We start from the raw sequence: 12,823 nt of genomic DNA, 5'->3' as shown, positions 1-12,823 counted from the left end.
TTTCTATGAAGATAGAAAGGCATCTAATTTGCCTTAAACATTATTAGATGACTATTATTTAGATATTGTTTTCTGAAATTTGTTTATAAAGACTATTACTATCCCATGTACTAATTTTTAATAGTAAAGAAAATTTTATAACTATTTGAAAATATATATAAATAATAAAACGAAGAGAAATTTAATAGATAAAAAATAAGTATCTGATAAAACAAGAAAGCTTTGTAGTAATAAAGCTATCCAATTTGATAGAGCTAAATAAAGCATAAAAAACTTATCGAAGAAATTATCCTGAAAGTTAGTACCAAATGCCCTTTTTTTGTAGTTAATACAACGAGACCAAACTAAAAGAAATTTTTGAGAATTGGTTAAACCAAATCTAATAGTAATAAGATCTATCCATTTTCTATCATCTGGATTTAATATAATAGCACCATAGTTTCTAGCTTCTGATAAAGCAGAATACCAAAGTTTTGTTTTACTCGTTATTTGTTTATTTAGGACTTTCTTATAAATAAAAGAATTAATCCACAAATTATATATTCTAAATAAAATATAAAATAAGCAACTAATTTGGTTAAGAATAGATTTATCAAATTGTTTTGAAAACGTTAAAGGAAAAGCTCTTTGCACCTGATTAGTAAACTTTATATTTGGATTATTTAATCCAATTTTTTCAAACTTCCCAATTAAGTCATCTCTGCTATCTTTCATGCTAATCTTAATAGATTGGATAAAATATCTTTCATTTGTATGGTATTAGAAGGTTTGCCTTGATTAATATTGTTCATATATTGTTTTAGCATAATTAAGATTAATTTAGCTTTTTCCTCATTAGTTAAATTAGCTTCCATATGTAGCTCAAATTGGTCAATGGCAGATCCTATTTCTTTAAATAATTCAGGTGGAAAGTCACTTGGATTAGGAATATTAGTAGTTGAAGTTAATAAATAAGCTATATCAAAGCCTAGATCCTGCAAACTATAAATAAACTTTATAGGGGGAGAAGATTTCCCTTTTTCGTACTGAATAATAGTTATAGCACGTATTCCAGTTTTTTCTGCAAGTTCTTCTTGGGTTAGATCTAGTCTTACTCTTTCTTCTTTTAAGCGATTACCAAAGGTTTCTGCGAGGATTTGACAATACAATAGTTATTCCATCCATTAATAAAGTTTATTTAATAATTATACTTACTTATATATATTCATACAAATATATACTTATTTATTTACAATGTTATTTCTTTTATTTATTATCTAAATATTAGTTTTAACTTGTAATTGGCGTTCTGGTAATGATCATGGCTACTAAAACAGTAGAAGATGTGAAAAAAGAATTTTTATTCTCTGGCATAACTATTGCGCAGTGGGCAAAAAAATATGGTTATTCTTATCACCAAGTACAAAATGTGCTTTCAGGCCGCTCCCAAAACACTAGAGGCAAATCACATGAAATTGCTATTTTATTGGGAATCAAAGAAGGAGTAATTATAAAGAATTATTAATACTTAGAGTTTAGAAGATAAAAACGGGATACAGCTATTAACTGACCCCGTTATATATGTAAGGTAAATATTCACCTCACAAATTATTCGATTACAAGTCAGTAAAATAAAGAGTATGTTTAGCTTTAAGAGAGCAGTTCAGAGGTTAGGTATTACTAAATCTCAATTGAATCAATTAATTGAAAGCGATCATTTTCCTAACGCCATTCCACCAAGAAAAAATTATAGCCAACAATGGCAATTTCCTATAGAAATAATTCAGAACTATTTAGCAGCACTCTTTAAAAAAGTTATAGAGTTGGAAGTTTCTACTATCTCAATTGCTGAAGCTATGAGAGTTATAGGAAATAGAATAGAAAAACCTTTAGCAAAGCTTATAAAAGCTATATTGAATGAAGAAATAAGAATAACAGTAATAAAAAGGCAACATGAGAGCAACCTTAGATCATTAACTATTTCCCATAGTGATCTTAAACAGTGGATTAGGAAAAACATCAATGATAATAAATACATATCCATCCCGCAGTTAGCTAAATTGTTAAATATTAACCAAGAGCTAACATATCAGCTTATTAATATGGGGATAATTGATTATTTTATTGGTAAAGATAATAGGAAACTAATAACAGAAGATGATCTGAATGTATTTAAAACAAGATATATTTTTTTAGCTAAAATATCTAAAGCACTCAAAATAGGATCAAGAACCTTAATAGAATATTTTGCAAGTGAAAATATATTCCCTATTGATTATCAATGGCAAATAAAACTTAGACAAAAACTCTACTATAAAGCCCAGTTAAAAAATGTTGCTTTGGTAAGAAGTGTATGTTTTGATAGTGAAAATGAAATCTATAGTCTATTTCCATAAGGAGGGACTAATGGAAAAAATGAGTTACCCAACATTTCAAACCAATATGGAAGAAATTTTAGATAGAGTAAATGATACTCATCAGCCAGTATTAGTTAATAGATCAAATGGTAAACCAGTAGTAATTATGGGTTTAAATGATTTTAGAGGATATGAAGAAACACTATACCTAATGTCTAGCCCTGAAAATGCTAAAAAGTTAAATGAAGCTATTAATGAGATAGAAAGAGGTAACGTTACAGAACATAATTTAATTGAATAAATTAATTATGTTTTATAACCCTTTTCAAGCAATTTCAGGTTATGTGAGATTGCATAAAGCAGGTAACAAAATCTGTTTATTGGCGGATAAGTGAGAAAATCTCAAGAATTGCTACAACCATTATAAAACAGGTGCTGAATATTTCAGCAATTGTGAGAACTTACATTTGTAATTGCTTTTGTTGCTTTTGTTGCTTTTGTTGCTTTTTAGCAGTAGTTATTTCTACAATGATAACCGACAAATCTATAGTATAGTTATAACCATCTATATTTATCATGCATTAAGGTTCTAAAAGTGAATATATTTTTTGAAAAAGAACAAGAGGCTAATTCATCAGATATTATTGAGAATCCTCATTTTAGTCATGCACTTAATGCATTTGATAGCTACCTAAGCAATACCCATAAAAGATATTGGAATCCTAAAGATAGTGCTTATTTAGATCTCTCTAATGGTTTTGATTTTCAAAAGCAAACGCTTTTGCAAGAGGCAGACTTCCCTGAGTTAATGGGGCCTTTGGGTAATATTTTAAATACTGAGCAAAAATTATTATATATTAATACCTATGTAGCAAAAATGGTGACGGGCATGCTCTATGCTGAGCAAGCGGCTACTTTTGCATGTGTTAATTTGTCAAAAATGTTAGCTAATTTTAGTGCTGTTGAATATGCGCTTAACCAAGCAAGAGAAGAGACTAGGCATATTTCTGGTTTCAATCAATATATAAAACATCGTTTTCAAGTGCCAGTACCCATTAGATCAGTCTATAAAAATCTTTTAAATAAAATAATCAATGCGCCACGAGTACACTTACAAATAGTTGGTGTTCAAGTTATTTTAGAGGGCTTGGGTATGTCGAGCCTTTCTTATTTTGCAAGGAAAGCTAATGACCCAGCATTACAAAGACTTTGCCGACTCGTTATGTCTGATGAAGCCTCACATCATAAATTTGGTATTGACTGGCTACAGCAGCTAGATACACTTAACAAAAGTGATCGAGATGAGGCCGAAGATTGGGCATGGTATTGTTTTAATCAATTTTGGCAATCTGCCTTTGCACCTGAAAAAATTATACAATTTTATAAAGAGTTGGGATTTGACCAAGCACAAGCAACAAAAGTAACCAATCAATATCACTTAGGTGAGCAAACAGACTCAGGAAGAATGTTTTACCAATTGGCAAAAACATTACAAAAAAATGGTCTAATCACCAATCGTACTAAACACCACTATGCACCATGGTTAGATTCAACTATCAAGGATGAAGAAGAAACATATCAACAAATTATTACTGATACGATAACTTTATTAGAAGATATCAATACAAATAGACCGAGCAAGCATCTGTAAGATATATGAAAATTTACTTTTGTTAGTGCTACTGTCAAAAATACCCTTTTTCAAAAAATTAATGGATGCTCTTTTTTATTGAGTAATAAATTTTAAGCTTTGCAGAAATCAATTCTCTAAAACAAAAAACTTGCTCCATCAATTAGCTAGTTCTACAATGAGAGAACTATAGCAAATCTATAGTATGGGCTTGGCGGCCCATTAACGAGAGACCGTGACTAAATCTTATTAGTTGCGGGTAGCACGGCTCGCGCTTAATTTTTATGGCGGGCTGTGTACGGGACACTCTACGGAGTGTGCCGATTCTCTCGTTTCGGTCCGCCAACCTGTGCACAGTCCCGCCACCCATTATTACTAAGAGGTAAGAGGGGTGGCTTAACGTAAGCAGGAGCTAAACCGATGAGCAAACCAACTAATTCTCCCCATTTTCTTCCTTTAAACTATGGCTCTCAGGGCAATAGTGAGAATGTTTTATATTACGACGCTAATGCATCCCGTGATGCTATCTATGAATGTGCAACTGCAAGGTTAAAAGCCGTTATTGATTTATTGGAAGAGTTACACGAACTTAAAACCATAACAAGTACAAGTGCTTCAGCATTATCTATAGCTACTTCACTATTATTAAATGATGTTTATAGTTTATTTGAAGAACTAAATCCCTCAATCACGGAATTTGAAAGAAAGTAATTTGTTTAAGGGCTAGTGGATATAAACTAGCCAAATGCAAAGTTTGTATGGTAATTTTAGAAAATAATAACTTTTGATAATACTAACTAATTAGAAAATTTAAGTAGTTCTAATTATAAATGATTAGTGCAATTAGACTATAAAGTTTATATACTAAAGTATGGAATATTTTTAGTAGTAAAGGGTTTTTACGTGTTTACAAAGAAGTACTGGAGTTTAGTTAATTTTTCTATCTCGTTTGTTGGTTTAATTAGTTATCCATTATTATCATACGCCGCAGCGCCTACCTCAAGTTTAAGTCCAGATGGAACGGTTATTACTTATGAGGGTGGGGATACTAACGCATCAATTAAAGCATCGGATGGTGCGCTCACTAAAATGGTAGTCAAAGGGGTTACTATTGAGGGCCAAAATTGGGTTAATGTTGGAAGATACCGTAGCTGGATAAGTTTTGGTGGCGTTAATGGTAATTTAGGCTATAGCCCTAATTATGGTGATTTAGAGATTGAGGTGGATAAGGATACCCGTATTATTAGTTCAGTAAGTTCTAATTATGGCTCATCAGCTATTTATACCAGAACCGATGGTCAAGGTAAGACAGCTAAAATAACTACTGGAGCTACAGTTAATTTAACTAATTTAACCAATCAAACAGTAGCTGTTTTAGTTGAAGCTTTCAATGGTACCGCAGTACTTTCACTTACAGAAGATAGCAATATTAATGTTTCAGGTACAAAAGTTAATATTGGAGCTAGAGTAGACGCAAATAATGGTACTGCTATTGTTAATAATGCAGGTCTAATAAATATTACAGGTGGAGATAACTCTTCAGGATTGTTGGTTATAGGCAAGACTAACTATATTGAAAATAGTGGAAATATTAATGTATTTGGACAAAATAGTATTGCTATAGATAGTACGGCAAGTGCTGGCGATAATATTATTAATATTACGGGTGGATCAATTAAAGGAGCATCAGGTACTAATTCTGCTGGCCTTAAGCTGACTACTACAGATGGTAAAACCCATATTTCTAATTATGGTCAAATTAGTTCAGATAATGATTTAGCTATTTTAAGCCAGACTACAGGCGGTGAAAGTATTGTAGATAATGGTGGAACAATCGTTGGTTATTCTACTATTAGTGGTAGCGATGTTGTTTTTAATAACCAAGGCGGTACATTAGATTTACAAAACTTTAGCTCAGGTAGTAAAGCTACAATTGTTAATACCATTGGTACAACAAATGGTATTTTTAATAATGCAGGTATTATCAAGTTCAGTAATAGAAATTTAGATGGCACTACAAGCCATGCAGTTTTTGATGTGGCCACATTTAATAATGCGGGCACTATCAACCTAACCAATAAAAACCCATTGGGCGATAATGCGCTAATAGGAGATACATTAACCATTAATGGTAATTATGTTTCTAATGGCGGAAGTCTTTATTTAAATACATTACTAGATGATGGATCAAGTAATGGTGGCCAAGGAACCAGTGATCTATTAATCGTTAATGGTGATGTGATAACAGGCACAGGTGCAACAAAGGTATTTATAACGCCTACAGCCCCAAGCTTAGGACAATTAACAACAGGTGATGGTATTAAGGTTGTTGAGGTGCAAGGCAGTTCATCAAGTAATGCTTTTGCTTTAGGTAAACCATTAACTTCTGGGGCATATGAGTATCTATTAAATAAAGGTACAACTAATGAAAACTGGTATTTAACTAGCTTTTATAATCCATATGGAGGTGGCTCTGGCGGACAAGTAATCTATAACCCTGCTATTGGTGCTTACTTAGCTAACCAAACAGCCGCTACAGAGATGTTTCAGCAATCATTATATGATCGTTTAGTGTCTGCTAATGATTTTGATAATGATGCTTCTAAAAGATTATTCTGGTTAAGAGCTAAAGTAAGCCATAGTAGCTATCGCAGTGTGCATAGTAATTTTAGTAATCGTAACCGTACTTATATGATGCAGATGGGTGGAGATTTAGCCCTATTAAATATTAATGATGGTTATTTACACCTTGGTGTAATGGCTGGTTATGGGGATTTTGAAAATACCACAACGTCACGTTTAACAAGAACTAAGGTGGATGGTAAAGTAAAAGGTTATAGTGCAGGTGTTTATGGTACTTGGTTTGAAAACCAAGACACTGACTTGGGGTTATATATAGATACTTGGAGCCAGTTAGCTTGGTATCGTAATGAGGTTTCAGGCGAATCGCAGGTAGCTACTAAAAGATATAGTAGTAACTTATTGAGTAATTCTGTAGAAGTTGGTTATGGTATTCCTTTAGGTACAACTTCTGACTATCAAGTAATTATGACACCACAGTTGCAGTTAACTTATAACCTTTATGATGCGGATAACTTAAGGGATAAAAATAATTTGTATGTTACAGCTAATAAAGCAAGTGGTTTAACTTCTCGTTCAGGTATTAGGATGAGTGCGCGTGGTGTTACCCAAAAAACGGTAGAGCCTTTTGTTGAGGTTAACTATATTAATAGTACTGCAAAAAACCAACTCAAATTTAATGGTGATTCACAGCATGATGGTACACCAAGAAGTCGCTTAGAAACTAAAATAGGTTTACAGGGTAGTATTAATGATAGTTGGAGTGTTGCAGCTCACATGGGTGGTGAGTGGGGATCAAATAACTTTGAACGTTATACTGGCCAATTGAATGTAAACTATCACTGGTAAGGTTTTATAAGTTATCTGAGCTTGTATGGAATAGTTTTTATACAAAGTATTGTTAAAAAAACATAATGGGATTTTTAGAGATCTTATTATGTTTTATTAAATCTTTTCCTAATTGTAAAAAATATAAATAATAAAACTACACAATTAGTCTAACTTTTTCTGTAATCAGCATAGCTAAGTAATATGGCTATCTATTTCTATTAGGCTGCATGAGTTATAGTAATGAAATAACAAAGAAATAGCTGATTCATTATTAGGATCATTATGAAAGAAAATACGTGTATTAGTTTGATAGTTAATGGACAACAATTAAAAGCAGATGAAGGAAGCTCTATTTTAGAAGCGGTTATGCAATCTGGCGAGCCAGTTATAGATAATATAGGCTGTGCTGGGCAAGGTGTATGTGGCTCTTGTCGCGTTCTAATTAGGCATGAAGGTGAAAAGACAGTAACTGCTGCTTTAGCCTGCGAAGCTAAAGTAGCAGAAGGGTTGCAGGTTAGTTTTTTAGACCATTTACCAATCAGCCGTCAACATGTGTATACCACAAATGATTGGGAAGGAAAAACTTGGCACATACTACAGCGAATTAATGAAGTATTTCCTGAAGCTAAGCATTGTAGACATTGTGGCGGTTGCGATAATGCTTGCCCTAAACACCTTGAAGTGCAAAAGGGCGTTAATATGGCAGCAGCAGGTGATTTAAATGCAGCTACTATTTTTAATGAGTGCATTATGTGTAACTTATGTACCATTGCTTGCCCTGAGATGATCTCACCTAATCATTTAGGAACTTATATAAGGCGTTTAACAACAGCTGTGACGTTACGCCCAAGTGATTTATTGCATCGTTTGCATCAGATTGAATCTGGTGAAATGACTATTGATATTGATGCGGAAATTAACTAGGGGGAATTATGTCAGGCATAGTATACGAACAAGCATTAGCTAATTTAAAGCAAGCAGATTATGCAGCTCCCCCTGAGTTGGGAGATAAGCAATTATTACTTAAACAATACCATCCTGATTATCAGCAAGGAAGTACTATATCTTTAACAGTAGGTGCTAATAAAGGGGATGTTTGTCCCACTGCTTTAGCTAAGTTACTACAAAGCAATGCTCCAATTACTGATGCTAATTTAGCGGGGGCAATTGTGGTTAATACGGAGGTATTGGTTATTGGTGCAGGTGGAGCAGGTTGTGCTGCTGCGCTTGAGGTTTCAGCGAAAGGCCGCTCAGTAATTCTTGCTACTAAGTTAAGAATTGGTGATAGTAATACGGTAATGGCTGAGGGTGGGATTCAAGCAGCCATTGGTGAGGATGATAGTCCACAAATTCATTTTGAAGATACGCTAAAAGCAGGACATTTATGCGCTGATAAAAAACTTGTCGCACAGTTAGCTATTTCTGCACCTAATACTATTCGTTGGCTGATTGAACAGGGCATGAGTTTTGATCGTGAGAATAGTGATTTTGTAGGCAGTAAATTATTAAGAAAAAAACCAGGTGGTGCAACGCGCGCACGTATTTTATCGTTTAAAGATTATACGGGTGTAGAAATGATGCGTGTATTGCGAGAAGCCGTAGAATTAGATGAACGGATTAATGTATGGAACCGCTGCCCATTGGTGGAGTTGTTGTCAGATGAAGATGGCAATTGTGTAGGTGGTGTTATTTATGATTTAAGTACCCATCGTTTTGTATTGGTAAGGGCCAGTAAAGTTATTTTAGCTACAGGTGGTACTGGACGTTTACATTTAAATGATTTTCCTACTTCTAATCACTATGGTGCAACTGCTGATGGTTTGGTGTTAGCCTACCGTATAGGGGCTAAATTACGAGAGATTGATTCTTTCCAGTATCACCCAACGGGTGTTGCTTGGCCCTCTTTTCGTTTTGGTGGGCTTATTTCAGAAGCTGCTCGCTCTGCTGGCGCTTATTTGATCAATGGCGAGGGTAAGCGTTTTATTGATGAATTATTACCTCGTGATATTGTTTCAGCGGCTATTTTAAGAGAATGTGCTGAAGGGCGAGGGATAGAGCGTGAAGGTAAAGTAGGTGTATTTCTTGATGTGCCAGATTTAGAACGACGTAATCCAGGTATTTTAAAGGAACGTTTAGTGAGTTTAAGCCATTTGGGTAAACAATGTAATATTGATTTAACAGTTGAACCTATAATGGTTCGCCCTACTTTGCATTATCAAAACGGTGGTGTAGTCATTGATGAGAATGGTCAAACTACTGTTTCTGGTTTGTACTGTGTGGGCGAAATGACGGGCGGTATTCATGGCCGTAATCGTATGATGGGTAATGCGCTACAAGAGATTATTACTTTTGGTCGTCGAGCCGGTGAGCATGCTGCGTTAACAGCAAACCAACACCCTGCACCTAAAGTAGGATTATTTCATTTATATAATTGGCAACGTCAACTGATTTTATCTGGTTTGCCTACCAATGTTTATGGACCTATTTTGTTCCCCGAGTATGGAAACTTTGATTTCCATCGTGAAATTAATTTACGGGGACGTGCTAGTCAATCATTAAATAATAACCATAACAATCGCTAGGATGTAATGAAATGATATTTGAACCTATATTGTTATCTACCAAAACCTGTATTGGTGCAGATCTTAATCTGTGGCTTAGCGATCATGGTGGACATGGTTTAAAACAGGCTTTAAAAGCACCAGAGTTAATTATTGATACCCTTAAAAAAGCAGATTTACGTGGTATGGGTGGCGCTGGTTTTCCCACTTACCGTAAATGGCAAGCGATTGCTGATCAGCAAAGTGCTGATAAATATATTTTATGTAATGGTAATGAAGATGAGCCTGGTACATTTAAAGACCGTTATTTATTAAAAGCAACACCTCATCAAATTATAGAAGGGGCATTGATTGCTGCTGTGGCTGTGCAAGCTAATCATGTGTATTTATATATTAATCCTCATCAGGCTGAAGCATTGGCGGTTATGGAAAAAGCCGTTGAGCAATGGCAGATCAGTAGTTTGCTTAGTGAAGTAGCTGCTTATCTAAAAAGACCTATCGAATTAAAGGTAGTTAAAAGTTCAGGACTTTACATTGGTGGTGAAGAAACAGCAGTTATTTCAAGCGTTGAAGAGGGTTTTCCATTTCCTCGTGAAAAGCCACCTTATCCCTTTGAGAGCGGTGTGTTTGGTAAACCTAGCCTTATTAATAATGTGGAAACTTTTGCTACAGTGCCCCATATTTTAAAGAATGGTGCGGAGTGGTATAACCAATTAGGTATTGGTAATGCTTCAGGTACTAAATTGTATTCGCTTTCTGGTGATGTATTAAAACCTGGATTATATGAGCTACCTATGGGAACTACATTACGTGAGTTAGTATTTACCTATGGTGGCGGTATGTTAACCTCATCCCATTTTAAAGCTGTATTTACTGGTGGCCCTTCTAATACGTTACTTACAACGGCTGATTTAGATGTACATATGGATTTTGACTCTTTAAAAGAAAAAGGGTCAAGCCTTGGTACTGGTGCGATGATTGTGATTTCAGAAGGAACAAGTATTGTTCGTAAAGTTGCAGAATATGTAGACTTTTTTGCGGCAGGTTCTTGTGGGCAATGTACTTCTTGTAAAACGGGTACTTATCAGTTAGCTCGATTGTTACGTCGCATTGATACAGGTTCTGGCCTTAGAACAGATTTACGAGCATTAGAAAGTCTTTGTTCATTATTACCAGGTAGTGGCCGTTGTGCTTTGATTGATGGTGCTGCTACTGTGGTAAGTAGCTCTTTAAAACAATTTTATCAAGAGTATCAACAACAACTAATAGATTAGTTTTAGTTATAAAAAAAGGGTCACATAAATGACCCTTTTTTATAAGAAAATTAATTAATAAGCAATATCCAAGGTATTCCAACAATTAGCCAAACAGCCAAGAATAATAGACCAAAGATAAGGCCTAAACGCCACCATAACGTGCTAGGTAGATAACCAGTACCATAATATACAGGGCTAGGGCCAGTACCATAAGGGGTAATAATACCCATAAAGCCTAATGTCGGTAATAAGATTAATACAAAGGTGTGCATATCAAGCCCTTGAATATGACTTGCCGCACCTAAAATAACAGGTAGTAATGCAGTGGTGTGGGCAGTAGTACTAGCAAAGAAGTAGTGTAGAAGATAAAACACACAGGTTAGAATAACCATTACCATTATTGGCGAGAAACCATTTATATGATCACCAACTAAATTACCAAACCATGCAACAAAGCCTACTTTACTTAATCCATCTGCTAGAGCAACTAATGTAGCGAACCATGCAAAGGTGTTCCATGCAGCTTTATTCGATAAAATGTTATCCCATGTAATAATTCTACATATCAGCATGGCACAGATGACGAGGATACCTACTAAAGAAGCATTAATGATTTTTTCTGCAAAAATCCATAATAACAAGGCAACTACTACAAACACTAACAATAAAATTTCGTTGCGTGTTAATGAACCTAGTTTTTTAAGTTCTTCAGCGGCCCAGCTAGGAATTGCATCACCAGATTTAATTTCTGGTGGACATAGGATATAACATAAAAAGGGCGTGATTATTAGTAGTAAAATACAAGCAGGCGCAGCAGCAGTAAACCATTCCATCCAAGTTATAGTAACGCCTGCTGTTTTACTTGCAATACTAAGACCCAGTAAGTTAGGGGCAAGGGCTGTTAAAAATAAGGAGCTAGTAACACAAGTAGAAGCAATAGCCGTCCACATTAAGAAAGTGCCTATTTTTTTCATGGAAGGATCATTAGGCTTTGAATCATATAATGGTGGTAGGTTACTAATAATAGGATAAATAGTACCTGCACTACGTGCGGTATTAGAGGGTGTAAATGGAGCAAGTGCAGTATCAGCTATCATAATTGCATAGCCTAATGTTAAGCTACGTTTCCCCAATGTTTTTACTAGCCATAAAGCAATCCGTCTACCCAGTCCTGTTTTTTCATAGCCCAGTGCAAACATAAAAGCACCAAAAATAAGCCATACAGTGGAGTTAGTAAAACCTGATACAGCCCATGCAAAAGCATTTTTTGCTGATTCAAATTCAGGATTAGCCAGTTGTGCAGGACTAAACAGTACATAGTTAGCAAATAATGCTATAACAGCAACACCAATTAAACCAATAGCTGCTCCTGGTAAAGGTTCTAAAATAAGCCCAATCACACAACCAAGAAAAATCGCAAAAAAGTACCATGCATGGGGGGCTAGACCAGAAGGTACAGGGCATAACAAAACTATCAGTGTTACTAAAATAGGGCAAACTGAGGAGATAACTTTTTTCATGGGAAATGCCTAATAACTACAAAATAAATATGTAGTTATTATGTAGACATTAAGAATTATTGCTATTACCCATTATTATTAGAAGTGGCTATTTAATTATAGTTAAAAC

Annotated in this window: 12 protein-coding genes; 9 read left to right on the top strand and 3 right to left on the bottom strand. The window is 34.7% G+C overall.

The window, feature by feature from the left end; all coding sequences use genetic code 11:
* Positions 1-141 precede the first annotated feature (141 nt).
* Complete coding sequence (locus MTZ49_RS03825; RefSeq protein WP_264747069.1) at positions 142-714, bottom strand: hypothetical protein; 573 nt, start codon at positions 712-714, stop codon at positions 142-144.
* Entirely contained in the window at positions 711-1,148 is a 438-nt protein-coding gene (locus tag MTZ49_RS03820) for a helix-turn-helix domain-containing protein (RefSeq protein ID WP_264747068.1), read from the bottom strand. The genes MTZ49_RS03825 and MTZ49_RS03820 overlap by 4 nt, the downstream gene beginning before the upstream one ends.
* 152 nt (positions 1,149-1,300) lie before the next feature.
* On the opposite strand from MTZ49_RS03820, the gene MTZ49_RS03815 reads away from it, so the two are divergent.
* From MTZ49_RS03815 to MTZ49_RS03775, 9 genes are all read left to right on the top strand, one after another.
* The gene (locus MTZ49_RS03815; RefSeq protein WP_264747067.1) at positions 1,301-1,504 is read left to right on the top strand and encodes a DNA-binding protein; all 204 of its coding nucleotides are present in this window, start codon (positions 1,301-1,303) and stop codon (positions 1,502-1,504) included.
* A 115-nt stretch (positions 1,505-1,619) separates the two neighbouring features.
* Positions 1,620-2,375 carry a hypothetical protein gene (locus MTZ49_RS03810; RefSeq protein ID WP_264747066.1) on the top strand — a complete coding sequence of 252 codons (756 nt, stop codon included), beginning with the start codon at positions 1,620-1,622 and terminating at the stop codon, positions 2,373-2,375.
* A 10-nt stretch (positions 2,376-2,385) separates the two neighbouring features.
* Positions 2,386-2,637, top strand: a complete 252-nt coding sequence (locus MTZ49_RS03805; RefSeq protein ID WP_264747065.1) for a type II toxin-antitoxin system Phd/YefM family antitoxin — start codon at positions 2,386-2,388, stop codon at positions 2,635-2,637.
* A 294-nt stretch (positions 2,638-2,931) separates the two neighbouring features.
* Positions 2,932-3,987 carry a ferritin-like domain-containing protein gene (locus MTZ49_RS03800; RefSeq protein WP_264747064.1) on the top strand — a complete coding sequence of 352 codons (1,056 nt, stop codon included), beginning with the start codon at positions 2,932-2,934 and terminating at the stop codon, positions 3,985-3,987.
* A 399-nt stretch (positions 3,988-4,386) separates the two neighbouring features.
* Positions 4,387-4,677 (top strand): hypothetical protein, encoded by a 291-nt coding sequence (locus tag MTZ49_RS03795; RefSeq protein WP_264747063.1) that lies wholly within the window; start codon positions 4,387-4,389, stop codon positions 4,675-4,677.
* A gap of 192 nt (positions 4,678-4,869) precedes the next feature.
* The gene (locus MTZ49_RS03790) at positions 4,870-7,395 is read left to right on the top strand and encodes an autotransporter outer membrane beta-barrel domain-containing protein (RefSeq protein ID WP_264747062.1); all 2,526 of its coding nucleotides are present in this window, start codon (positions 4,870-4,872) and stop codon (positions 7,393-7,395) included.
* Positions 7,396-7,659: 264 nt separating this feature from the next.
* Positions 7,660-8,301 carry a 4Fe-4S dicluster domain-containing protein gene (locus MTZ49_RS03785; protein WP_264747061.1) on the top strand — a complete coding sequence of 214 codons (642 nt, stop codon included), beginning with the start codon at positions 7,660-7,662 and terminating at the stop codon, positions 8,299-8,301.
* A gap of 8 nt (positions 8,302-8,309) precedes the next feature.
* Entirely contained in the window at positions 8,310-9,959 is a 1,650-nt protein-coding gene (locus MTZ49_RS03780; RefSeq protein ID WP_264747060.1) for an FAD-binding protein, read from the top strand.
* Positions 9,960-9,970: 11 nt separating this feature from the next.
* Positions 9,971-11,212, top strand: coding sequence for an NADH-quinone oxidoreductase subunit F (locus tag MTZ49_RS03775; protein WP_264747059.1), 1,242 nt, complete (start codon positions 9,971-9,973; stop codon positions 11,210-11,212).
* A 50-nt stretch (positions 11,213-11,262) separates the two neighbouring features.
* On the opposite strand, the gene MTZ49_RS03770 is transcribed toward MTZ49_RS03775, so the two are convergent.
* On the bottom strand, positions 11,263-12,714 hold the full coding sequence (locus MTZ49_RS03770) for an anion permease (RefSeq protein ID WP_264747058.1): 1,452 nt from the start codon (positions 12,712-12,714) through the stop codon (positions 11,263-11,265).
* Positions 12,715-12,823 lie beyond the last annotated feature (109 nt).

This window comes from Entomomonas sp. E2T0 (genome assembly GCF_025985425.1).
Lineage (GTDB): Bacteria > Pseudomonadota > Gammaproteobacteria > Pseudomonadales > Pseudomonadaceae > Entomomonas.
The sequence above is the reverse complement of the archived record's forward strand: the minus strand, read 5'-3'. Positions and strand labels throughout refer to the sequence as shown.